Genomic DNA, 23,520 nt, shown 5'->3' with positions numbered 1-23,520 from the left:
ACGCTGGTGGTCACCCGGACACGGGGCGGGTGACCACCAGCACCGGACGGCCCGCCTTCTGGATCAGAGTGAGCGGGACACTGCCCAGCAGGCGCTGGGCCACCAGGGGGCGCACACTCGAACCGGCCACGATCAGGTCGGCCCGCTGCTCCCCGGCGAACCGGATGATCTGCTCGGCGGCCCGGCCCGGCAGGACCGTGCGCGTCGTCTCGATCCCGGCCGCCGTCAGCCGTGCGACCGCCGCCTCCGCCGCCTGCTCGGCGCGCTCGGCGTAGACACTGCGCGGCATCGGCGCCAGGTACTCGGCCTCCAGCTCGTCCACCGCGACGACCGCCACCGATGCGCCGGTCTGCTGGACCAGATCAATGACCGCATCGGTCACCCACGGCTGCTCCGCCTCGGGGTTTGCGGCAAGCACGATATGCATGTCACACAAGGTACGGGTAACGTCACTTATCCGCAGTGGACCTTTTTCGGGAGCACTCATGGCGGAAGTGACCGCGCCGCAGCCTGAGACACCGGCTGAGCAGCCAACTCTCAACCGGGTCATCGGCCCGGGTCTTTTGCTGCTCTTCGTCATCGGCGACATTCTCGGCACCGGCGTGTACGCGCTGACCGGCAAGGTCGCCAACGAGGTGGGCGGTGCGGTGTGGCTGCCGTTCCTGCTGGCCTTCGTGGTCGCGCTGCTCACCGCGTTCAGCTATCTCGAACTGGTCACCAAGTATCCGCGGGCCGCCGGGGCGGCGCTCTACACGCACAAGGCGTTCGGGCTGCACTTCCTCACGTTCATGGTCACCTTCGCGGTGATGTGCTCCGGACTCACCTCGGCGTCCAGCGCGTCCAAGGCGTTCGCGGGCAACTTCGCCGAGGCGTTCGACCTGTCGCTGGGCGACGGCATCGCGCTCACCGCGGTGGCCCTCGGCTTCATCACCCTGGTCGGGGTCGTCAACTTCCGGGGCGTCGGCGAGAGTGTCAAGGCCAACGTGGTCCTCACCTGCGTCGAGCTGACCGGTCTGCTGATCGTCATCGGGGTCGGCGCGTGGGCGCTCGGCGGCGGCAACGGCGATCTGTCCCGGCTCACCGAGTTCAACACGCCGCCCGGCGAGAGCGTCCTGCTGTCGGTCACCGCCGGGACGGCTCTCGCGTTCTTCGCCATGGTCGGCTTCGAGGACTCGGTCAACATGGCCGAGGAGACCCGCGACCCGGTGAAGATCTTCCCGAAGGTGATGCTCATCGGGCTCTGCGTCACCGGGGTGATCTACGTGCTCGTGGCGATCTCCGCGGTCGCGCTGGTCGCCCCGGGCGACCTCGGATCCGGCGACACCCCGCTGCTCAAGGTGGTCGAGGCCGGGGCGCCAGCTTTCCCGCTCGGCCTGTTCGCTTTCATCACCATGTTCGCGGTGGCCAACTCGGCGCTGATCAACATGATGATGGCGAGCCGGCTGCTGTACGGGATGGCGAACGAACGGGTCCTGCCGAGGATCCTGGGGCGCGTCCACCGGCGGCGCCGTACCCCGTGGGTGGGGATCCTGTTCACCACGCTCATCGCGTTCGGGCTGATCTGGTTCGCCGACCTGACGGCGCTCGGCGGCACCACGGCGCTGCTGCTGCTCTGTGTCTTCACCATCGTCAACGTCGCGGTGCTGGTGCTGCGCCGCGACCGGGTCGAGCACAAGCACTTCCGGGCACCGACCGTGATCCCGGTCATCGGCGCGGTGGCCTGCGCGTTCCTGGCCAGTCCACTGTCGGGCCGGGCCGGAGCCGACTACCGGGTGGCCGGAGTACTCCTGGTCATCGGGGTGGCGCTCTGGGTGATCACCTACCTGTCGAACCGGTACATCCCGGGCGCCGTGTCCCGTACCTGATCGGGTGATCGGTCGTTTGACCGTTGTCCCGCCTCCCTCATCGCTCGCTCCTTCCAGGATCGGAGCGAATCCCCCGGACGTCGCAGGTAGGCAGCTGTCCGACGCTGGTCGGCACCCACGTCGTGGCAGCTCATCGGGATATGGAAAGCTGCCCGCTACCACAAGCACCCTCCTCTCCTGTCCGGAGGCCCGATATGGCATCATTCCTCTACTTTGCTGCCGGGCTCGTGATCGGCGTGATAGGCGGATGGCTGGTTTGGGGACGCCGCACCGGCGCCACCACCCCGGCCCCCTCGACCACACCGGCCACCGAGGCCACCCCGACCGTCGCCTCGACCCAGCCCGCCGACGACGATGACGCCGCGGCGGCCGCCTCCCCGTCCTCCGCCGACGCGCCTGCGTCACCCGCCGCCGACCCGGCGCCGGAAACCCCCGCATCGACCTCCGCCGCATCCGCATCGGCCGACACCGACGCCCCCGCTCCGGTCCCGACCGGCACGGACTCGTCCACGCCGGCCTCCTCCGCGCTGGCCTCGTCCGTAGAGGCTGAGAGCGTCGTGACCGGGTCCGCCGCGACCGATTCGATCGCCGCCGCCGAGAAGCCGGTCGAGGAGACGCCCGACGCGGAGAAGACCGCGGTGATCGCGGAAGCCGAGCTGGCCGCCGCGGAGACCACTGCCCCGCCCGCCGAGAGGGACCCCGACGACGAGCCGACGGTGAAGCTGCCGATCCGGGAGTCGGCCGCGGACGAACCCGCCGCAGCCCCCGAGCCGATCGCCGTTCCCGAGCCGGTCGCTGCGCCCGAGCCGGTCGCCGCGCCCGAGCCCGTCGCCGCAGCCGAGCCGGTCACCGCGCCCGAGCCCGTCGCCGCGCCCGAGCCCGTCGCCGCGCCCGAGCCGGTGGTTCCGGCCCAGGCCATCATCACCGCCGAGCCGGACCTGGTCGGCATCCCGGCCCCGGTCGCCCAGCCCGACGACCTGACCAAGATCGCGGGCATCGGGCCGAAGGTGGCGATCGCACTGGCCGCGGCCGGCATCACCACCTACGCCAAGCTGGCCGAATCCGACGTGACCAGCCTGAAGCAGGCGATCAACGCGGCCGGCATGCGAGGCTCGGCAAGCCTGGCCACCTGGCCGGACAAGGCCCGCGAACTGGCCGCCGTCAACAGCTGAACCCGGCCGCCGCCGGTCTGACCACGCGGCGACCCGAACGACAGGGCGTGACCCGGTGCACCGAGAGGCATCGGGTCACGCCCTTCGCTCTCCGGCCCGCCCCGGCAGGTTGCAGCGAGGTTGTTGCTCAGCTCACTTCGGAAAGTTGCAGGACGGGAGTGCCCCGGACGATGTATCCGGCTGCCCAGCGAGGCAACGCAACCGAGAAGCAACGCAATCGGCGTTCACAGACGCCCCGGAGCGCAACGGAGGAGCCACGATGAAGGTCGGCCCCGCTTTCCCCTCGGCCTATGACAGCTCGGCCGCGTACAGCCGGTTGCAGAGCGCCCGCGCCAAGCTGGTCACCGACCAGATGCCGGTCGCCGCCGGAGCCGCCACCATCACGGCCGACCGGGCCGCCGTCGTCACCGCCGAGGCCGAGGTGGCCCGCATCGAGGCGGAACGTGCGGCCGCCATCGTCCAGTTCCAGCGCAGCGGCCGGTTCCTCGACGTCTTCGCCTGACCCGCACGCGCCTGCCACAGGCCCTGCCGGACCGGCGGTCCGCAAAGACCGATCGGCCGTGATCGGCGGCCCCGCAGCGACCGGGCGTCGCTGTCCGGACCGGCGCATCCGGGCTCTTCATCCGTCCGGGGTGATCTGCCGTTCTCACCGTGACTGCGACCCTGACCGGGCCGACAGGGTCGATGAGAAGGGACTGGCGATGAACCGTTATCTGGTGTGGGGACTGTTCCTTCCACTGCTGGTGGTCGCGGGTGTCGTGGTTCTGTTGCGGCGGCGGAACGGCCATCGCTGACATGCGGGCGGGCCTGCCGGTCCTCGTGTTCACGGTGACTCTGGCGGTGACCGGATGCGGGGACGGCGACACCCGCGTGCGGGTCGCCGAACATCGTGTGGCGAGCAAGCAGGAGGCGCTCACCCAGGCGCGGGCGGAGCTCGCCGGCCGGATCGACGGCTTCTGCCGGAGCAGTTCCTCCTATGTGACGGCACTGGACCGGTACGGCGACCTCATCACCGACACCGCGGTGACCGTGGGTGACGTGAAGGAGGCCGGCTCCGATCTGGCGGAGCCGCGCTCGGACGTGGTGACCGCCACCGAGCAGGTCACGGCCGCCAGGGAGGACGTGGCGACGGCCGAGCGGGAGCTGGCGGAGGCGAACGCTGCCCTGGCCGCGGCCCGGGGCGGGGTATCAGCCGTCCCGCCGGTGTCGGCCTCCCCGCGGACGCCCGTCGCCGGAACCACCGTCGACCGGGTGAAGCAGGCGGACGCCGACCTCACCGCGGCGCGGGAGGGCATCACCGACCAGACGCCGCTGAAGCAGGCGTCGGAACGGTTCAACTCGGCGGCCGTCGCGCTGGAGATGGCGTGGCTGCGCCTGCTCGGCGAGGCCGGTTGCCTGAGCGAGGACCAGCAGCGACGGGCCCGTGACTACACCCTGGCGATGCAGAGGTCGCTGACCGAGGCGGGGTACCTCAAGAGCGAGACCGACGGCGTGTACGGCCCGGACACGGTGGCCGCCGTGCAGGCTCTGCAGAAGGCGCACGGCCTGGCCGAGACCGGGACCGTCGACAAGGCCACCGACGCGGCGCTGCGTGCCAAGTTGCGGGCCGAGGGGGGTGCGGCCGCCGGGGAGGCCGTCGTGGCGACCTCGGCCGTGCAGCAGACGCTGAAGCTGGCCGGTTTCTGGGACGGCCCGGTGGACGGCATGTGGACCGACGAGCTGACCACGGCGTTGCGCTCGTTCCAGGCCGAGCTGGGTGTCGAGCCGACCGGGACCGTGGACGCGGCCACCGTCGCCGCGGTCGGAGACGTGATGGACCAGCGTTCCACGGCACCGTCGGCCGTGCCGTCGCGATCATGAGCGCGTGTCCCCGTACGATAAAAATCCTCACATTGACGTCGACCCACGTCACGCCACCGGAACCGGTGAATCTCAAATATTTTCCGTGACTGCGCGGCATGCCCGGCGGACGATGGAACCGAGCCCTTCGGTCGCTTCTTTCGAGCAACATCACCGCAGGTGGATCGACACCTGCCCGCATGATTCAACGATCATGAATGCATCGCCGGAAACCGAGATCAAAAACGCTCCGCCGTGGAGAAATCGCGGTTTGTAATCTTCTCGGGGTTTCGTGTCCGGCCTCGGCATCGCACCATGGATGACGGGTGATGCATTCGATGAGCGGGCGACGACTGGCAGTGGTGGTTAGCGTCGAGCAGCACGACGACCCGGTGTTGCGCAGATTCTCGGTGCCGTCGGCGGACGTTGCGGCGTTCGTGGACGTGCTCGGGGATCCGGCGCTCGGCGGGTTCGAGACGGGCCACCTGCGGGATCCCGGAGCGCGGGAGGCGTACGCACGGGTGAAGTCCCTTTTCGAGGGACGCGACCAGGAGGACTGTGTCCTGGTCTACTTCCGCGGCGTGATGCTGACCGGCCCGGGTGGTGGGCTCTATCTGGCCGCCACCGACACGGTGATGGGCCGTCCGGCGGACACCGCCATCGACGTCGCCCAGATCGCCGCCCTCATGCAACGCAGCCGCGCCGGTCAGGCCGTGGTGCTGCTCGACGGCCGCACCGGCGGGCCGGTCGACGCGGGCCACCACTTCCGGGCCGCCCGATCCGCCGAGTGGCAGAGCCGCGTCGTGATCGCCGCCACCGCCCGGCCCGAACCGCCCACCTTCGCCGGTCTGATCGCCGAGGGCGTGTCCGGCGGCGCCGCCGACCGTGACCGGGACGGCTGGATCGGGATCAGCGAACTCCACGACCACCTGCGCGAACGTGACCCGAGCGTCCGGCAGTGGGTCTTCGGTTCGGGACGGCAGCCCTGGCTGGCCCGGGTCCGCCGCCCCGGCAGCGACCAGATGGCGTCGATCGCGCAGCTCGCCACGGCCGCCGCCGGGACCGATCTGTCCCGCGCCGTCGAGGCCCGCGAGGCGCTGCGCCGGCTTGCCGACGGCGAGGGCAGGGTCGCGGCCGCCTCGGCTGCAGCGCTGCGCCGCACGTCGATCCGCATCGCCGAACCCGCCCTCGACTTCGGCCGCGTCGCCCCCGGCACTCGCCAGCTCACCGCCGAGATCGCCGTGCAGGGCCCGCCGCTGGCCGCCGCGTCGGCCGTGTCGACGTCCGCCGAGGGCCTGCACGCCCGGCTCGAGGGCAACACGCTGCGGGTGTCCTGGTTCCCCACGGTGGGCCGGCTCGACGGAGCGGTCACCCTGGACGGCCCGGCGGGTGGGGCGCGGCTCGCGGTCACCGGGGAGGTGTCGTCGGAGGGCGCCGTCGCCGGCGGCTGGGTCCCGTCAGCGGGCGGGAACGGTGCGGCGCTTCCGGCCGGCGGTCCCGGCTCCCCCGTCGCGTCGCCCGGGTCTCCGGCACTCTTGCCGCCGGGTTCTCCGGCGCCGTTGCCGCCGGGCCCTCCGGCGCCGTTGCCGCCGGGCCCTCCGGCATCGCTTCCGCCGGGCTCTCCGGTGGGATGGGATCCGGCGTGGGCCGCGTCGGGTGAGCACACTCCGGCCTGGCCGGGCGAGGCGGGATGGCCCGGCGAGCAGCCGGTCGACCCCTGGCCCGGCGAGACCGGCACGTCGGCCTGGCCGAACGAGACGGCGGCCGGTTGGCACGACGCCTCCCGGCAGGTTCCGGGCCCTCCGCCGGTCCAGGCAGGCGGTCAGGCATCGACTCACCCCATTTCTTCCGGTACGCCGGAAGCAGTCACGCCCTTCGCCGACTCGGGAGGAGTCCCACCTACCGCAAGTCCCGGGCTCGTCCCGCCCGCGACGGTTCCGCACGCTTCGAGTCCCGGGACAGATCCGCCCTCCACAGGCCCCGCAACGGCCGCGATTCCCGGGGCAGTCCCGGGACCGGCCGTGTCGCCGGGTGCCGAGCCTCCGCATGGTTCCGGGAGCGAGTCCCGGCATGACGAAGCGTCCGCCGCGGACGGCTCGGGCCCCGACGCCGGGTCTGCTTCCGGAACGCGGAAACCGCCGGGTGGAGGCGGGCCTTCCCGGCCGTCGCCGTGGGCTCCGATCAGTGGTCCGCCCGCCTCGGGGATGTGGTCGCACCGGCCCACGAGTGCACAACCGGACACCGGATTCGCTGCGGGTACCGCCTCCTGGGGAGCCGTGAGCGCTCCCCCCACTCCGCTCGGCACCTCACCCGACCGGGCAGCGGCTGACGGCCCGGCCACGGCCGGCGGCCCCGCCGCGGAGGCCGGTTCGGCTGCCACCCAGGACCCGGCCGCCGCTGGGGTGTCCGGCTCGGGTGGCGGCTCCGACACCGTCGACGGGGACACGCCTCTCGTCGCACCCAAAGCCACCGTCCGTGGATCCTTTCCGGTCGCGACGCCCCCGGAAGCGCCCACCCTGCTTCGCGAACCGGCCGGGGCGTCGGGCTCGCCGGCTGCGGTGAATACGTTCGCGGACGCCGCATCAACCGATGCGCCGCCGGCAGAGACCACTGCGGCGGCGAAAGATTCCGCGCGACCGGCGGAGACCGACGAGACCAGCGCGGATTCGAGGATTGCCGCTGTCCGCGACTCGCGGAGTGAATCCTCCGCTTCGGGTCCCGCTGACTCTCGAGCCGGAGCCGCCCCCGGGGACTTCGCGGCCGACGACTCGGAAGGATCGGCAGCACGGCCCGAGGCGCCCGCTTCCGCCACGGCGTGGCCGGAACCGGCATCGAGCAGAAGCGCGGGCGACAGCTCGGGAATCGTCTCTGAGGCCGGTCGCCCCGAGGAGGACGACAAGCCGGAGGCCTTCGCGCCTGTCGCATCGGGTGGAACCGCCGAAGCCGTACGAGCCACGACCGACCCGGCCGCTCCGTCCGCCTCGCAGACGCCACCGGCAGGCGGCCAACCGGATTCGGCGCCAGGCGGCTTCACCGGCCGCTGGGGCATCATCGCCGCCACGGCCGACGGTGCCGGCCACCCGGAGCGTCCGGATACGAACAGCACCGCTGAGGGCGGGAGCGACTCCGTCGAGGCCGCTACCTCGGAATCCGTCACGGGCGCAGCGGACGCGCCCCTCATCCCCGCCGACGGGGTGACAGACAACGGGGCTGCCGTCACCGACACCGGGACCGCCGCCAGCGGGACCGCCGCCAGCGGGACCGCCGCCACCGGGACCGCCGCCACCGGGACCAGCGCCACCGGCGACGGGTCCGGCGCCTCGGACACCAATGAAGGTGCACGGGCGGTCAACGGCACCCGGACGGAGGCTGACGGGCCGCATCCCCATGCCACCGACGGGCCTGATGCGCAGCGCGCTGAAGCAACCGGCGGGCCGGCCGCCGGTCGAACAACGGCCGGCGAGGCGACCACGGGCCCAGCCACGGCCGGCGAGACGACCACGGGCCAAGCCACAGTCGGCGAGACGACCACGGGTCGGCCAACCGCCGGACAGGCGACGGCCGATGTGACGACGGCCGGTCAGGTGGAGTCCGGGGGAACGGATGCGGCTGGAACGGATGCGGCTGGAACGGCTGCAGCGGCCGCTGCCGCCGCTGGAATGGCTGCTGCGGCTGGAGCGGCTGCGGCTTGGCCCGGCGGCAGTACGGGGACCTGGGGGCGGTCCGATCCGGAAGGGCTGTGGCCGTCCGCTGGGCGGCGGCCGGGTCAGCCGACCGCCGAGGAGGAGGACGACCACCTCACCGGTCCGGGCGCGGCGAGCAGCACTCCGGCGGGGGCAGGGCAGGGCGGCGTACCGGAGCAGAACGATCGTCCTGACGGGGAGGCCGGCGGGGCTGTCGCCGAAACCGCGCCCGGTGGATCGGGCCGGTCGGGCGTCGAGGGAAGATCTGCCAACGGAATGGCGGTTCCGGCGCCCCGGCAGCCCGTTGACGAGCATGCGTCCTGGTTGACCGAGCCTGCACCGGCGTCGGCCGCAACGGGACAGCCGGGCTTCACGGAGAGCAGCGATGCCGGCCACGCCGCCAATGCGGGACACACCGCCGGTGCGGCACCCGCCGCCAATGCGGGACACGCCGCCAATGCGGGACACCCAGGCAGTGCCGACCACGCCGGCAGTGCCGACCACGCCGGCGGTGCGGACCAGCAGGCGGGTGGGTCGGCCAGTCCGTGGGTGACGTCGCCGATGAGCGCGGAGAATCGCAGCATTCCGTGGCCCCGTACACCCGGGATGCCGCCCGGCGACGCCGCGACCGGGGATGAGCCGACCCGGCACGGTGCCGACGGCCAGACACCGGCCGACCGTGGATCAGGGCATGTGGCGGAGACTCAGCCGGCGGCGGCCGACGGTTCGTGGCCGACCTCCCCGGCGGCCGGGTGGCCCACATCGCCCGCTGCGGCGTGGCCGGGGACGGATGCCTGGGCGGCGGGTCCGGCCGGAGTGGCATACGGACCGGGAGCGACCTATCCGGGACAGCCGGGACCGGGAACCTCACCGCACGCGACCGGACATCCCGACACCGGAACAGGAGGGGCCGCAACGGGATATCCGGGCCCCGGGACAGGGCAGGCCGCAACGGGATATCCGGGCCCCGGGACAGGACAGGCCGCAACGGGATATCCGGGCCCCGGGACAGGACAGGCCGCAACGGGACACCCGGCACCCGGCGCAGGACCGGCCAGGGCGGCGCGAGCAGGTCAGCCGGGGGCCGGGCAGCAGCCGAGGGCCGACTACCCGGCCGGTTATCAGGGCGGATACCCCGGCGCGCCCGGGAGCCCCGCCACGGCGACTGGCGCCGGGGCCGGCACCGGCTACGGCGGAGGCGGCTGGGACGCTGGCCCGGGAGCAGTCGCGGGTGCAGGCGCAGCAGGTTACCCGCAGGGGGCAGGCTATTCCGGAGGGGGCGGCTACCCGCCGGGAGCGGGCGGTCCCCCGTACCCCGAAGAGAAGAAACCTCGCCGCCGGGGTGTGCTGATCGCCGCGGTCGTCGTGGTGCTCCTGTTGCTGGGCGGCGGGACGTACATGGGCGTGCGGTACACGCTGGCCGCCGACGAGCCGGAGGCCGCGGGGCAGCGGACCGCACCGACGCAGGCGACGGGCGCGCCGGAGCAGCCGGGTGGCGTGGAGGCGAGTGTGCCGGCCACGGAGCCGGCGGGCACCCCGGAACCGCCGCCGGTCAGTCTGGCGAAGCCGGTGGTGGTGGATCGGATCGGTCTGGGCCGGGAGCCGGAGGGCGTGGCGGTCTCGCCGGACAACAAGACGATCTACGTGGCCGACCAGGCCGCCAAGGACGTGCACATCGTCGACGTGGCCACGAAGAAGATCAGTGTGGTGAAGGTGCCGAACACGCCGCGGTTCCTGGCGTTGTCGGCGGACGGCAGCCGGCTGTACGTGACGCTGTTCGAGAACAACTTCACCGGCAACGGGCTCGCGGTGATCGACACGGCGAACCGGACGCTGGTCAAGACGATCCGGACCGGGCCGCGGCCGTTCGAGCCGGCGGTGGCGCCGGACGGGCAGATCTGGGTGCCGATCCACAACGGTGCCCGGGTGGAGATCTACGACGATCAGTCGCTGACCGAGGCCGCGCGGATCTCGGTGCCGCCGAACCCGCACTGGATCGTGTTCACGCCGGATGGGAAGACGGCGTTCACCGCGAACCACGAGTCGAGCCAGATCTCCGTCGTGAACGTGGCGGACGGGCTCGTACGCAAGAATTTCAAGGTCGGCAGGTCGCCGCACGCGCTGGCGGTGACGCCGGACGGCAAGAAGCTGGTGGTGACCAACTACGACCTGGACACCGTGGAGGTGTACGACACCGGCGACCAGCGGCAACTCAACAAGATCACCGTGGGCCGGGAGCCGCAGGCGGTGATGATCTCGTCGGACGGTAGGCACGCGTACGTGGTGAACGAGGGTTCGGACAACCTCTCGGTGATCGATCTGAGCACCGGGAAGGTGGTGTCGACGGTTGCGGTCGGTGACAGTCCGCGGGTGAACGCGATCTCGCCCGACGGAAAGCGGTTGTATGTGACGGACGGTCGCGGAAAAACGGTTACCGTGCTGAGAACGACCGACGGGTGACGATTCCCTGGTAGCGTCGCGCCATGTCGACGGATTCCGGGGTTTCTCGCGCCCATTTGAAGACTCTCACCGACCGAGAGCGCGCCACCTTCGCCGACCGCCACGCCGGTTCGCGCTCCGCGTACGACCGATCGGATAATCTCTTCGGCCGTGTCCCGATGACCTGGATGAACAAGGCAGCCGGGGATTTCCCGATCTATCTGGACCGGGCGTACGGCAACCGGATCGTCGACGTCGACGGCAACGAGTTCATCGACTTCGCCCTCGGTGACACGGGCGCGATGGCCGGCCACTCCCCCGAGCCGGTGGTCGCCGCCGTCACCGAGCGTGTCCGCAACGGGCTGAGCACGATGATGCCGACCGAGGACGCGGCCGTCGCGGGCGCCGAGCTGGCCCGCCGGTTCGGGGTGCCGGCGTGGAGCTTCTCGCTGACGGCAACGGACGCGAACCGCTGGGCGATCCGGCTGCTGCGCGCGGTCACCGGACGGTCGAAGATCCTCGTAAACAGCTACTGCTACCACGGTTCGGTCGACGAGTCGCTGATCGTTGTCGGACCCGACGGCCGGGGTACGAGCCGTGACGGCAACGTGGGCGCGCCGGTCGACGTGACACTGACCAGCCGTGTCGCCGAGTTCAACGACCTGGCCGGGCTGGAGCGGGAGCTCGCGCACGGCGACGTCGCGGCGGTACTGATGGAGCCGGCGCTCACGAACATCGGAATCGTGCTGCCCGAGGACGGCTACCTGGCCGGCGTGCGGGAGCTGACCAGGAAGTACGGCACGTACCTGATCAACGACGAGACCCACACGTTCTCGGCCGGGCCGGGCGGGGCGACCGCGTTCTGGGGCCTGGAGCCGGACGTGGTGACGATCGGCAAGGCCATCGGAGGCGGGGTGCCCGTCGGGGCGTACGGCCTCGGCTCTGACCTTGTCGCATCTCTTCAAGGACGGGCTGACCTGGACCTCATCGACATGGGTGGCGTCGGCGGGACCCTCGCCGGCAACCCGGTGTCGATGGCCGCGACCCGGGCCACGCTCGAGCACGTGCTCACCGAGTCCGCGTTCGACAGCATGATCGCGACGGCTTCGGCGTTCGCCGAGGGACTGATCAAAATCATCGGTGGGTACGGCCTGCCGTGGTCCGTGAGCCGTCTGGGCGCCCGGGTCGAGTACCGGTTCGCGAGTCCCGCCCCGCGCAACGGCACCGAGTCGGCCGCGAGCGCCGACGCCGAGCTGGAGGACTTCCTGCACGTCTACCTGGCGAACCGGGGTGTGCTGCTGACGCCGTTCCACAACATGGCGCTGATGTGCCCGACGACGTCGCTGAACGACGTGGCCCGGCACCACGAGATCTTCGACGCGGCCCTGAAGGAGCTGATCTAGCCGTTCGCGCTGCTGCGGGCACGGGCCTCGGCGAGTTCGGGCAGGTGCTCGCGGCACCACTCGCGGGACGCGTCGATCAGGGTGAGCAGGCTGCGGCCGAGGGCGGTCAGCTCATACTCGACGTGGGGTGGGTTCGCCGGATACTCCGTACGCGTCACCATGCCGTCGCGTTCCATCGCCCGCAGGGTCTCGGCCAGCACCTTCTTGGTGATCGACCGCAGCGGCACGAGCAGCTCGCCGAACCGGCGCGGGCCGTGTTCCAGGCAGATGACGATCATCGCGGTCCACTTGTCGCCGATCTGCAGCGGCATCAGGCGGGACGGGCACTCGGGCGCGAACATGTCCGGATCGAGAGTCGTCACGACGCCCAGGTTAGCCTCGGTATCGTTGCGGTAACCAGGTGCTCCGCGGCTAGCGTCCGGCGCATGACCAGCATCGTTGTCTTCGGAGCCGGTGGCCGTGCCGGCCGGGCCGTGACCGCCGAGGCCGAGCGCCGCGGCTTCCAGGTGACCTCCGTCGTCCGTGACCCCGCCAAGCACCGTCTGCCCGGCCGCGTCGTCCAGGGTGACATCCTCGACGCGGGATCCATCGCCGATCTCGTCGCCGGGCACGACGCCGCCGTCAACGCGGTGTCGCCGGCCTCCGGGCCGGAGGAGTTGGCGAATCTCGCCCTGGACGACGAGTTCTACGTCAAAGCCACCGACGCCCTGCTCGGCGGACTGGCCGCCGCCGGGGTCCCCCGCCTGATCGTGGTCGGCCTGTTCGTCAACCTGCTCGACGGCGAGGGCAGGCCGCTCTACGACGATCCGTCGGTGCTGCCGGCCGAGTTCCGGCAGTTCGCGCTGGCGCACACGGCCGGGCTCGAACGTCTGCGGTCCGCGGACACGCCGGTCGACTGGCTGGTGCTCACCCCGCCCGCGCAGCTCGACGCCTCGGGTCCGCGGCTCGGGACCTACCGCACCGGGGGCGAGAGGGGCGGCGGCGCGCATCTGTCGTACGCCGATCTGGCGGTCGCGGTTGCCGACGAGATCGAGACGCCGCGCCACCACCGCACCCGGATCTCGGTCTTCGACTAGGCCGTCACCGCCCGCTGCGACAGATCTTGTGAGGTTGTGCCGTCCGGCTGACCGGAAGCGCACAAGATCGCGGGAGGCGCGGTTCCCCTTCACAGAACTTGTGAGGTTGTGCCGCGATGTCGACCCGTACCTCACAAGATCTGTGGAGGGACGACGTCCGTACGGCTAGAGGTTGTCGGGTCTGTTGAGGGCGGGGTGTTTCTCGCCGGCCGTCGTGAACCAGGCCGGGCCGGACTCGGCGAGGGCCGTCGAGATCCGCAGCACCGACCATTCGTCCAGCTCGGGGAGTTCGTCCGGCGCGAACCAGCCCACCTCCAGCGACTCGTCGTCGGTGGCGCCCGCCGCGCCGCCGACGGCCCGGCAGCGGAACCAGACGTTGAGGTATTCGCACCGGTCACCGTTCGGATAGACGACCGGGTGGGTCGCGACGCCGGCGAGCCGGACGATCTCGGCGCGTACGCCGGTCTCCTCGAGAACCTCGCGCACCGCGGTGTCGGCCGGCTGCTCGCCGGGATCGATCACGCCGGCCGGCACCGACCAGCGGCCGTTGTCGGAGCGCCGGGCCAGCAGCACCCGGCCGTCGTCGTCGGTCACCACGGCGCTAGCGCCCGGCAGCAACAGCAGGTCATGCCCGATCTCGGCCCGCATCCGGGCGATGTATTCAGAAACAGCCACGCGGCAAACCCTAGAGACCCCGGTCCAGCTCGGCGAGAACCAGGAGGACGGCCCACGACGAACCGGTCCGGCGTGTCCGCCGTCGGTCGATGCCGCCCGGCCGGTGTGGCAGGGTGTGGAGCATGGGATCGGTTCGTGAGCGCTTCCGGGAACTGCACGCCACAGGCACGTTCGTGATGCCGAACGCGTGGGACGCCGGATCCGCGCGGGTGCTGGCGAGCCTCGGGTTCGAGGCCGTGGCGACCACGTCGTCGGGGCTGGCCGCGAGCCTGGGCAAACGCGACCAGCAGGTCACCCGGGACGAGCTGGTGACGCACGTGGCGGCGGTGTCCGCGGCGGTCGGCGTGCCGGTGAGCGTGGACGCGGAGCGGTTGTACGCGGACACCGCGGCCGGCATCGCCGAGACGGTGGACCTGCTCGCGGCGGCGGGGGCGGCGGGACTGTCGATCGAGGACTACGACCCGGCCACCGGCAGTGTGGACACGTTGCCGGCCGGTGTCGAAAGGGTGGGTGCGGCCGCCGAGGCGGCACGGCGCCACGGCCTGGTGCTGACGGCCCGGGCCGAGAATCATCTGTACGGGCAGGGCGATCTCGACGACACGATCACCCGGCTGGTCGCGTACCGGGCGGCGGGGGCGGACGTGCTCTACGCGCCGGGGCTGACCGCGCCGGACGACATCGCGCGGGTGGTCGAGACCGTCGGTGCGCCGGTCAACGTGCTGACGATGCCTGGCGCCCCGAGCGTGCCGGAGCTGACGGCGCTCGGTGTGCGGCGGGTGTCCACCGGCGGTGCCCTGGCGTGGGCGGCGTACGGCGCGCTGCGCGACGCGGCCCGCGAGCTGCTGGAGTCCGGCACGACGGAGTTCCGCGCCCGCAACCTGACCGCCGCCGAGATCGAGGCCGCGTTCGGCGCCTGAGACCGGCCGTCAGCGACGGAGGTCTACCTGGCCGGTGGTGCCGGCCTCGATGAACGGCAGGTCGGGCGTGCGGCCGAGGCCGGGCGCGGACGGCACGTCGACGAGGCCGCGGACGCTGACGATCGGCGACGTCGTGATGTCGCGGGCGTAGTACTTGTCGGAGCCGGACACATCGGACGGCAGCGTGAATCCCGGCAACGAGCTGAGGGCCACGTTGGCGGCCCGGCCGATGCCGAACTCGTGCATGCCGCCGCACCACACCGGCACGTCGTGGGCCCGGGCCAGGTCGTGCGCGCGTACCGCCGCGGTGAGGCCGCCCATCCGGGACACCTTGATGTTGAGGATCCGGCCCGCGCCGAGCCGCAGGGCGGTGGCAAGGTCGTCGACCTCCTCGACGGACTCGTCCAGACAGATCGGGGTGTGCAGAACGGCCTGCAGCGCGGCGTGGTCGAGCAGGGCGCGCGGCGCGTACGGCTGCTCGATCATGAGAAGGCCGAGTTCGTCGAGCTGCCGGAAGACGGCCGTCTCCGAGGCCGGGTAGGCGCCGTTGGCGTCGACGTGCACCGGCACGTCCGGGAAGGCGGAGCGCACCGCCCGGACGGGTGTCACGTCCCAGCCCGGCGCGATCTTCAGCTTGATCCTCCGGTAGCCCTCGCCGACTCGCCGGGCGACCTGTTCCAGCAGGTCGTCGACGGTCGGTTCGATGCCGAGCGACACACCGGCCTCGACCTCGGACCGATCACCCCCGAGGGCCTTGGCCAGCGGTACGCCCGACGCGCCCGACCAGAGCGCCCACGCCGCCACGTCGAACCCTGCACGCGCGAAGTGGTTGCCGCGCACCCTGGCCAGGGCGGCGGCCAGTTCGGACGGGTGCTCCCAGGTGGTGTTCAGCACGAGCGGCGCCAGGAAGGACCGGGCGACCGCCCAGCAGCTGTCGACGGTCTCGGCGGAGAAGTACGGCCCGCTCAGCGACGCGATCTCACCCCAGCCCACGGCCCCGTCGGTGCTGGTCAGCGTGACCAGGATGTGTTCGAGTTCGCGCTTGGCGTGCGAGCTGGTCCGGAACTGGTGCACGAGCGGCAGCCGGACCCGGCGCAGCTCCACCCGATCAATCTTGATCATCACTCTCCTGGAAGGGAGGCGGCTCCCGGTGGTAGAGGCCCAGCTCGGCGGCGAGTTCGTCGCGCTGGTGCAGGCGGCGGCCGGCGCCCTTGGAGCTGGCGATGGTGAGGGTGGCGAGCAGGTGCAGTGCGAGCACGACCGAGGTGGGCGAGTTCGCGTAGGAGGCGCTCTCGGTGCCGATCACGATGCTCGTGGTGGCGGCGGCGATCAGCGGGGCGTCGTCGGCGTCGGTGATGAGCACCAGGTCGCCGCCGCGACGCGTGTAGGCGGCGGCCACGTCGACGGTCTCGCGCCGGTACCGGGACATCGACACGGCCACGAGCAGATCGCCCTGCCGCACGTCGCTGAGCACGTCGAGTGACCGCAGCGAGCCGTCGCCGACCAGGTGCACCCCGGACAGGCCGGCGCTCAGGTCGGTGGCCAGCATCGACGCGTAGGCCAGCGACTTGCCGTACCCGAGAAGGTAGCGGCGCCGGGCCGAGACGATCAGCGCGGCGGCCCGTTCGATGGCGTCCTGCCCGGCGGCCCAGGCGAGCGCCTTCTCGAACTCCTCGCGCTGCTGTTCCAGGACGCGCTGCTTGAGGACCTGCGCGGAGCGGCGCTGGACGTTGCGGTCGAAGCGCTCGGACGGGGTGGAACGATGGATCGTCACAGTGCGCCATTCTCGAACGTGTAGCTGACCCGGCCGTCCGGGTCCCCGGTCGCACCGGTCCAGCGGGCGCCCGCGGCGAAGTGTTCCGTGAGGCCCGCACGCAGCCGGGCCCGGTCGGTGGCCGGGGCGTGCACGACACCGGCCGGGACGCCGGGCTTGCGGGCGTGCCACAGATCCCAGCTGACCAGGACACGGTCGGTCCCGCCGCCGTAGTAGTCGGGCAGGAAGCGGATCCCGGTGGCGCCCAGGACACCGAGGTTGAAGTGGGCGTTGCGCAGCGCGTACGGATCGAAGGTCCATCGCATGGTCCGCGCCCCGGTGAGCCGCGCCACCTCGGCCTGGGCCTGCTTCATCCGGCGTCCGACGCCGAGGCCCTGTGCCTCGGCCGTCACCACCGCGGCCTGCGAGTAGTGGTAGAGCTCGCCGCGGTCGACCGCGGAGAAGCCGAAGCAGAAGCCGATCATGGTGCCGGAGGGGTCGATCGCCCCGATCACCGAGCCCGAGTTCTCCCGCAGGGCGGCGAGCAGGCGTGGGCTGACTCCGTACTCGGGCTGCTGGTAACCGAAGACCGTGCGATAGAGGCGCGCCGCCGCGGTCAGCTCGGCCGGGCCGGCAAGCGTTCGCACGAGCACCTCCATAACCCACCTCCCGATCAAAGATACGTTTCGTATGAACGCCATCGTGGCAACATCAACGCTCGTTGACAACGGGTAGCCCACAACTTAGCTTTCGCATATGTCGTCAGCCACGCTCGAAGCGCTGCACCGGTACACGCTGTGTGAGTCACCGACCGGGGACGCCCGGGCGCTGGCCGTCCTGGCCGGGGTCCTCGACGCCGACGCCGCCCGGGCCGGCTTCCGGACCACCCGCGAGACGCACCCGACCGGCGATCACCTGATCTGGACCCTGCCCGCGCACGGCGTGACCGGCGGCGATCCGATCCTGCTGCTCAGCCACTACGACACGGTCTGGCCGGTGGGCACCCTCGCCGGGATGCCGTGGACGGTCGACGGCGACGTGATCCGCGGGCCGGGCGTCTACGACACCAAGGCGGGCATCGCGGCGCTGCTGTCCGCGGTGGAGACGATCAAGGACCGACCCCATCCCGCGGTACGGGTGATCGTCGTCGCCGACGAGGAGATCGGCTCCCCCACCGCCGGGGACCTGGTGCGTGCGGAGGCGGCCCGGGCGCGGGCCGTGCTCGGGCTCGAGCCGCCGCATCCGGGCGGCGACCTGAAGACCGGCCGTCGCGGCAGCACCCGGGCCCGGATCGAGGTGACCGGGGTGGAGGCCCACGCCGCCCTCGATCCGGACGCCGGGGCCAACGCCATCGACGAGCTGGTCGACCAGCTGATCCGGATGCGGTCGGTGGCCGCGTCCCGGCCGGTGCTGCTGAACACCGGGACGATTGCCGGGGGCGGGCGCACCAACGTGGTCGCCGGGAGCGCCCACGCCGATCTGGGGCTGCGGTTCGCGGACCCGGACGACGAGGAGGCGGTGCTCGGTGAGCTGCGGCGGCTGCGGCCGGTGCGGGCGAGGGCGGCCGTGTCGGCCCGGCTGCTGTCGCACCGGCCCACCTGGCGGCCCGGCCCGGCCGGCGACGCGCTGCTGGAACAGGTCCGCGCGGTCGCCGCGGGCATCGGGCAGAGCGTCGGCGGGCGTCCCGCCGACGGAGCGGCCGACACCAACACGACCGGTGCGCTGGGCCGGCCGACGGTGGACGGGCTCGCTCCGCGCGGCGGGGGCGCGCACGCCCGTACCGAATGGGTCTCCGTCGCCGGAATCGCCGAGCGGACCGCCCTGCTCGCCGCCCTGCTGACCGCCCCGATCGCCCTCTGATCGATCACCGGCGCCCGCCGCTGCCGGGGACGGTCCGATCCTCGTCGAGGTCCGCGTCCGGCGGCACCAGCTCACGGTCGGCCTCGGCCCGCGGACGTGCCGCCGGGTGACGTGGCAGGTCCTCCGTCCTGCTCTCGGTCTGCTTCTCGTTCTCTCTCGCCCCAAGTTCTTTCGTCATGAGGAGAGAATTCCCACGGACGGGACGTTTAGACTCGCGGAACTCCGGGTAACAGGCAGGCCCCGGAGCCTCCGAAGCAGGAGCAATCGACGATGAACGATAACGACAGTCGCACAATCGCCGAGCTGGAACACCGGATCCACCTGTCCGACCCCGAGTTCGCCGCGCGGATGACCGCCGGGGCGCACGCCGAGGTCCGCTTCCCCGCCGTCGCGGTGTTGTGCGCCGTCCTGTTCGTACTGGTTCCACCGGTGATGCTGCTGTTCGGGTGGCTGGGCCTGATCGTCACCCTGGATCTGTTCCTCGCCGCGGTCGCGCTCGTCCTGATCCGGCGGCGCCTGTACGGCTGACCCGCCTCGCCTCAGACCGTGACGTCGATGAGGTCGCCGCTGGTCAGGACGCCGCGTAGCGCGTACAGATCGATGCCCTTGTCCTGCATCAGAGTGACCAGTGCGGCCGCACCGGTGGCGGCGGTGGTGACCGACTCGCCGTCCATGCCGAGGAGACGGCTCACCCCGCGGAGTTTGACCTCGTCGCGCAAGCCGGCGTTCTCGCCGCGCGGTTCCCGGGCCGGCGGCGCCGGTGGCGGTGTGCCCCTCCTGGCCGCGAACGCCTCGGGGTCGCCCGCGGACAGACCGGCCCGGATCGCGAGGATCAGATCCTCATGCGGTACGCCCCGGGCGGTGGCGAGCTCGTTGAGGCTGTGACCGTCGTCGAGCCTCGACCGCAGGTCGTCGACGGTCATGCCGAGCGTGTCGGCCACCCTCGACATCAGGTTCTCCCGGCGCTGGGCGGCCACCGGGGAACGGAGGTAGGAGTACTGGCCGGTGGAGGCCGAGACACTGCTGATGCCGGTCATCGCCGTCTCCCAGATCGTTGCGGGACGGTTGCCGTCCCACGCTGCGGGGAGGCATCGGCTGGGCGACGCCGTTCCTGTGACTTTTCAGCCGGCGGTGATCGCGGTCGCGCTGATGACGCCCTCCGAGTCGGGCAGGCCCTCGACGGTCACCGGCAGGCCGGAGGTGATGCTCTCCAGAGAGGCGACCTGGCTGACCTTGACGGTCGTGTCCGCAGCGGTCCGTACGGTGATCGTCTCGCCGGCGTCGGTCTGCACGTAGAGGGTCGTACCGTCGACCACCTTGACCGTGCCCACGACGGCGCCCATGGCGGGCTGGGCGCCGCCCTGGACCGTCCCGCCCGGGGCCGCGCCGCTTCCCGACACCTCGGGACGGGCGCCGGGCGCGCCGGGGCCGCGCGAGCCGCCGGGCGCAGGGCCGAAACCGCTGGGCATGCCCGCGCCGTTCGGAGCGCCGCCGGCCTGCGTCTCCCCGGTGCCCCAGCGCTCGTGGGCCTGGACGCCGCCGAGGAAGCCACCGGCAAGCAGGGCCAGTCCGAGCAGGCCCACGGTGGTGCGGTTCCACCAGCGGCGCGGGGCGACCGCGGCCAGGGCCTCGTCGAGGTCCGGGTGGCCGCTGGACTGGCGGGGCAGCACCTCGGTGTCACGGTTTCCGGACGGCGCGGCATCCTCCGAGGTCACCGTGTCGTCCGCGGTCGCGGCGTTCTCCGAGGTCGCGGCGTTCTTTGAAGTCACAGGAGGGTCCTCACTCGTAGCGGAGGGCGTCGATCGGGCGCAGGCGGGCGGCACGGGCCGCGGGCAGTCCGCCGAAGAACAGTCCGATCAGCACGGAGACGCCCAGGGCGAGCACCACCGAACTCGGCACGATCACCGGCTGCACGCCGACGATGGAGAAACGGCTGCCCAGCACGGCTGCCGCCACGCCCAGACCTCCACCGATAACACTGAGCAGGGTCGCCTCGATGAGGAACTGGGTGAGGATCACCCGGCGGGGCGCGCCGAGGGCCTTGCGGATGCCGATCTCGCGGGTCCGCTCGGTGACCGTGACGAGCATGATGTTGGTGATGCCGATGCCGCCGACGAGCAGGCTGATCGCGGCGACCGCGCCGAGCAGGGTGGTGAACGTGTCGGCGGTCTCGGTCTGTGTCTCGAGCAGCTGTGACGCGTTCTGCACCCGGTAGCTGCCGGATTCGAGCCGCGTGTCGAGGATCGTGGTGATCTCGCCCTGGACCGTGTCGACCATCGACGGGTCGGAGGCCTCGACCAGGATCGAGCTGAGCGGGCCGTACCCGGCCAGGACCTGACGGACCGCTCCGATCGGGGCGACGGCGGTGTCGTTGGAGTCCTGGAAACCGGACGAGCTCTTCTCCTTCAGTACGCCGGTCACGGTGAACAGGGCGCCGCCGATGGTGACCTGCTGCCCGACCGGGTCGGCACCGGCGAACAGCTCCTCGGCCACGGTCCGGCCGATCACCACGACCCGGCGGGCCTGGGCCTCGTCGTCGGCCGTGAAGGCCGCGCCGGTCCCGACCGGGCTGTTGGACGCGCCGAACCAGCTCGGCGTGGTGCCGACGAGCGAGCTGATCTCATGCTCGGCACCCTCGTAGGTGAGGGTGGCCGAGGTGCTGACCACGGGCGAGACCGAGCGGACGTCGGGGGCGACGACCGGGTCGTCGAGGGCTTCGGCGATCCGCATGGTGAGGTCGCCGCTCTCCCGGCTCGCGCTCATCACGGTCAGCGTGTTGGTGCCCAGCGCCTCGATCCGGGTGGTGATCGCCTGTGCCGAGCCGTTGCCGACGGCCACCAGCAGGATGACGGCGGCGACACCGATCAGGATGCCGAGCATGGTCAGGATCGACCGGAGTTTGTTGGCGCTGATGCCGCGCAGCGCGAATCGTACAATCTCAATGAAGTTCATGATAAAACCCCCGCAGCCGCGTGACGCCCTACCGGCTCCTGACGGGAATCGCTCGCGATCCTTCCGTCGAAGAGCTTGATCAGCCGGTCGGCACGAGAGCCGACCTCCTCCTCGTGGGTGACCAGCACGATGGTGCGGCCGACCGCGTTCAGGTCGTCGAACACCGCGAGCACGTCGTCGGTGGCATGGCTGTCCAGGTTGCCGGTCGGCTCGTCGGCGAGCAGCAGAGCGGGCTCGGTGACCAGCGCGCGGGCGATCGCGACCCGCTGCTGCTGACCGCCGGAGAGCTGATCCGGCTCGTGCTCGGCGCGGTCGGCGAGGCCCACCAGGTCCAGTGCGAACATCGCCCGGCGGCGTCTCTCGGCGGCCCTCATCCCGGAGTACGCCAGCGGCAGCTCCACATTGGCCACCGCGCTGGTCCGCGGGATCAGGTTGAACGCCTGGAACACGAACCCGATCAACCGGTTCCGGGCCAGCGCCAGCTGCTCGTCGCCGAGCGAGCCGACGTCCACACCGTCCAGCAGGTAGGTACCCGTCGTGGGGACGTCCAGGCAGCCCAGGATGTTCATCAGAGTCGACTTGCCGGAGCCCGACGAGCCCATGACGGCCACGTAGTCGCCCCGCTCCACCTGCAGGTTGACACCGTCGAGCGCACGGACCTCGGTGTCGCCGCCGCCGTACACCTTGGTGACGTCCCGTACGTCGAGAACCGGCACCTCCATGGTCAGCGCCCGCCCGTTCCGGTGCCGGCCCGGGGCCCGCCGCCCGGGGCGAACCCGGCGCCACCGCGCATGTTCGTCGTCGTGGTGGAGGTGGTGCCGATCGGCAGCACCACCCGCTCGCCGGAGGCCAGTCCCGAGGTGATCTGGGTGGCGTCGTCGCCCTCCAGTCCGACCTGGACCGGGCGTACCTCCTGCTTGCCGGCGCCGTCCACGACGACCACGGTCCGCCGGTTGCCGGTCGCCGTGACGGCGGCCGAGTTGATCATGACCGCGTTCTCCACACTGCCGGTGACGACCGAGACGGTGACGGTCTGGCCGGGCTTGGCGCCGTCCGGAGGATTCGGCAGGCTGACCGTGACGCCGTAGGTGACCGCGCTGTCCTGCTCCGAGGAGTCCGAACCGGTCGCGGTCGGGTCGACGGCCACCACCTCGCCGGTCGTCTCGGCGTTCTGCAGGGCGTTCCACACCACGGTGGCGCTCTGGCCGGCCTTCAGCTCGGTGGCGTCGGCCTCCGAGAAGGCGGCCGTGATCTGCAGTTTCGTCAGGTCGGCCAGGTCGACGAACCCGCTGCTCGAGTCCTGCGTGCCCACCGTCGACGAACCGCCGAGAGTCCCGTTGACGGCGATCACCGTGCCGGCCATCGGGGCGGTCAGGCGGGTGCCGGCGACCGCCGCCTCGGCCTCGTCGACGGCCAGTTCGGCCTCGGTGACCGCGTTCGCCGCGTTGTCGGTGTCGGTCCCGGCGTCCTGCGCCCGGTCCAGCGCGTCCTCGGCGGCCTCCAGGTTCGCCCGGGCCAGCTCCAGGTCCCGCCGGGCGTCGGCCGGGTCGACCCGGGCGAGCAGGGTGCCCGCCTTGACCTGCTGGCCGACCTTCACCGGGATCGCGGTGACCGTGCCCGAGGTGGCGAACGTGGCCGTGGCGGTGGCCGCGCTGGCCACCGAGCCGTCGGCGGACACGGTCCGGGTGACGGTGCCCTGGGCGGCGGTGACGGTGCGTACGCCGGACGCGCTCGCCCCGCTGGTCTGCGAGGTGTCCCGCAGCAGGGTCCAGCCCCAGAACGCGGCACCGACGATCAATAGGGCCAGCAGGGCGTTCACGGCGGTGCTGGGTCGTCGCAGCGCTTTCACACCGTCATCATGCCTTCCGGCGGGTTCCTGTTCCGGT

The 23,520-nt window shown here is 71.9% G+C and carries 22 protein-coding genes; 10 read left to right on the top strand and 12 right to left on the bottom strand.

Annotated elements, in window-relative coordinates:
• Positions 1-10: 10 nt before the first annotated feature.
• Positions 11-427 (bottom strand): universal stress protein, encoded by a 417-nt coding sequence (locus tag CLV67_RS37765; protein ID WP_170154156.1) that lies wholly within the window; start codon positions 425-427, stop codon positions 11-13.
• Between the two features lie 58 nt (positions 428-485).
• On the opposite strand from CLV67_RS37765, the gene CLV67_RS37760 reads away from it, so the two are divergent.
• From CLV67_RS37760 to CLV67_RS37720, 6 genes are all read left to right on the top strand, one after another.
• Positions 486-1,865: an APC family permease gene (locus CLV67_RS37760; RefSeq protein ID WP_106327329.1), complete on the top strand. Its 1,380-nt coding sequence runs from the start codon at positions 486-488 to the stop codon at positions 1,863-1,865.
• 194 nt (positions 1,866-2,059) lie between these two features.
• Entirely contained in the window at positions 2,060-3,037 is a 978-nt protein-coding gene (locus tag CLV67_RS37755; RefSeq protein ID WP_146169446.1) for a helix-hairpin-helix domain-containing protein, read from the top strand.
• A gap of 259 nt (positions 3,038-3,296) precedes the next feature.
• A complete protein-coding gene (locus CLV67_RS37750) occupies positions 3,297-3,539 on the top strand; it encodes a hypothetical protein (RefSeq protein ID WP_106327325.1) in 243 nt (80 codons plus the stop codon).
• A gap of 293 nt (positions 3,540-3,832) precedes the next feature.
• Positions 3,833-4,897, top strand: coding sequence for a peptidoglycan-binding domain-containing protein (locus CLV67_RS37745; protein ID WP_106327323.1), 1,065 nt, complete (start codon positions 3,833-3,835; stop codon positions 4,895-4,897).
• Between the two features lie 317 nt (positions 4,898-5,214).
• A complete protein-coding gene (locus CLV67_RS51320) occupies positions 5,215-11,019 on the top strand; it encodes a beta-propeller fold lactonase family protein (RefSeq protein ID WP_146169445.1) in 5,805 nt (1,934 codons plus the stop codon).
• 23 nt (positions 11,020-11,042) lie between these two features.
• Complete coding sequence (locus CLV67_RS37720) at positions 11,043-12,401, top strand: transaminase (RefSeq protein ID WP_106327315.1); 1,359 nt, start codon at positions 11,043-11,045, stop codon at positions 12,399-12,401.
• Here CLV67_RS37720 and CLV67_RS37715 read toward each other — a convergent pair.
• Positions 12,398-12,763 (bottom strand): winged helix-turn-helix transcriptional regulator, encoded by a 366-nt coding sequence (locus CLV67_RS37715; protein WP_239166734.1) that lies wholly within the window; start codon positions 12,761-12,763, stop codon positions 12,398-12,400. The two genes, CLV67_RS37720 and CLV67_RS37715, sit on opposite strands and share 4 nt — an antisense overlap.
• A 63-nt stretch (positions 12,764-12,826) precedes the next feature.
• Between CLV67_RS37715 and CLV67_RS37710 the strand changes: the two genes are divergently transcribed.
• Positions 12,827-13,477 carry an NAD(P)-dependent oxidoreductase gene (locus CLV67_RS37710; protein WP_106327313.1) on the top strand — a complete coding sequence of 217 codons (651 nt, stop codon included), beginning with the start codon at positions 12,827-12,829 and terminating at the stop codon, positions 13,475-13,477.
• Between the two features lie 165 nt (positions 13,478-13,642).
• On the opposite strand, the gene CLV67_RS37705 is transcribed toward CLV67_RS37710, so the two are convergent.
• Complete coding sequence (locus tag CLV67_RS37705; RefSeq protein WP_106327311.1) at positions 13,643-14,152, bottom strand: NUDIX hydrolase; 510 nt, start codon at positions 14,150-14,152, stop codon at positions 13,643-13,645.
• Positions 14,153-14,274: 122 nt separating this feature from the next.
• Here CLV67_RS37705 and CLV67_RS37700 point away from each other — a divergent pair, with 122 nt between their 5' ends.
• Positions 14,275-15,069, top strand: coding sequence for an isocitrate lyase/PEP mutase family protein (locus tag CLV67_RS37700; protein ID WP_106327308.1), 795 nt, complete (start codon positions 14,275-14,277; stop codon positions 15,067-15,069).
• 9 nt (positions 15,070-15,078) lie between these two features.
• Here CLV67_RS37700 and menC read toward each other — a convergent pair whose 3' ends face one another.
• From menC to CLV67_RS37685, 3 genes are read right to left on the bottom strand one after another with little or no spacing between them, the layout of a single operon-like run.
• The gene (gene menC / locus CLV67_RS37695) at positions 15,079-16,191 is read right to left on the bottom strand and encodes an o-succinylbenzoate synthase (protein ID WP_106327306.1); all 1,113 of its coding nucleotides are present in this window, start codon (positions 16,189-16,191) and stop codon (positions 15,079-15,081) included.
• The gene (locus tag CLV67_RS37690) at positions 16,178-16,843 is read right to left on the bottom strand and encodes a MurR/RpiR family transcriptional regulator (protein WP_239166733.1); all 666 of its coding nucleotides are present in this window, start codon (positions 16,841-16,843) and stop codon (positions 16,178-16,180) included. Before CLV67_RS37690 ends, menC begins: the two co-directional genes overlap by 14 nt.
• Positions 16,840-17,469, bottom strand: coding sequence for a GNAT family N-acetyltransferase (locus CLV67_RS37685; protein ID WP_203737545.1), 630 nt, complete (start codon positions 17,467-17,469; stop codon positions 16,840-16,842). Before CLV67_RS37685 ends, CLV67_RS37690 begins: the two co-directional genes overlap by 4 nt.
• Positions 17,470-17,578: 109 nt before the next feature.
• On the opposite strand from CLV67_RS37685, the gene CLV67_RS37680 reads away from it, so the two are divergent.
• Positions 17,579-18,682 (top strand): M20/M25/M40 family metallo-hydrolase, encoded by a 1,104-nt coding sequence (locus CLV67_RS37680; RefSeq protein ID WP_106327304.1) that lies wholly within the window; start codon positions 17,579-17,581, stop codon positions 18,680-18,682.
• 4 nt (positions 18,683-18,686) lie between these two features.
• Here CLV67_RS37680 and CLV67_RS52245 read toward each other — a convergent pair whose 3' ends face one another.
• The gene (locus CLV67_RS52245) at positions 18,687-18,860 is read right to left on the bottom strand and encodes a hypothetical protein (protein WP_170154155.1); all 174 of its coding nucleotides are present in this window, start codon (positions 18,858-18,860) and stop codon (positions 18,687-18,689) included.
• A gap of 92 nt (positions 18,861-18,952) precedes the next feature.
• Between CLV67_RS52245 and CLV67_RS37675 the strand changes: the two genes are divergently transcribed.
• Positions 18,953-19,210, top strand: coding sequence for a DUF3040 domain-containing protein (locus CLV67_RS37675; protein ID WP_106327302.1), 258 nt, complete (start codon positions 18,953-18,955; stop codon positions 19,208-19,210).
• An 11-nt stretch (positions 19,211-19,221) separates the two neighbouring features.
• Here the strand turns inward: CLV67_RS37675 and CLV67_RS37670 are convergent, their stop codons facing one another.
• The 5 genes from CLV67_RS37670 to CLV67_RS37650 all read right to left on the bottom strand — a co-directional run bounded on the left by CLV67_RS37670 (position 19,222) and on the right by CLV67_RS37650 (position 23,483).
• Positions 19,222-19,719, bottom strand: coding sequence for a hypothetical protein (locus tag CLV67_RS37670; RefSeq protein WP_106327300.1), 498 nt, complete (start codon positions 19,717-19,719; stop codon positions 19,222-19,224).
• A gap of 84 nt (positions 19,720-19,803) precedes the next feature.
• On the bottom strand, positions 19,804-20,451 hold the full coding sequence (locus tag CLV67_RS37665) for a hypothetical protein (RefSeq protein ID WP_239166732.1): 648 nt from the start codon (positions 20,449-20,451) through the stop codon (positions 19,804-19,806).
• A 10-nt stretch (positions 20,452-20,461) separates the two neighbouring features.
• Positions 20,462-21,634 (bottom strand): ABC transporter permease, encoded by a 1,173-nt coding sequence (locus CLV67_RS37660; protein ID WP_106327298.1) that lies wholly within the window; start codon positions 21,632-21,634, stop codon positions 20,462-20,464.
• Positions 21,631-22,356 carry an ABC transporter ATP-binding protein gene (locus tag CLV67_RS37655; RefSeq protein ID WP_106327295.1) on the bottom strand — a complete coding sequence of 242 codons (726 nt, stop codon included), beginning with the start codon at positions 22,354-22,356 and terminating at the stop codon, positions 21,631-21,633. The genes CLV67_RS37660 and CLV67_RS37655 overlap by 4 nt, the downstream gene beginning before the upstream one ends.
• A 2-nt stretch (positions 22,357-22,358) precedes the next feature.
• On the bottom strand, positions 22,359-23,483 hold the full coding sequence (locus CLV67_RS37650; RefSeq protein WP_239166731.1) for an efflux RND transporter periplasmic adaptor subunit: 1,125 nt from the start codon (positions 23,481-23,483) through the stop codon (positions 22,359-22,361).
• Between the last annotated feature and the right edge of the window lie 37 nt (positions 23,484-23,520).

Source organism: Actinoplanes italicus (assembly GCF_003001815.1).
Classification (GTDB): Bacteria; Actinomycetota; Actinomycetes; order Mycobacteriales; family Micromonosporaceae; genus Actinoplanes; species Actinoplanes italicus.
This window is presented reverse-complemented; position numbering and strand designations above follow the sequence as displayed.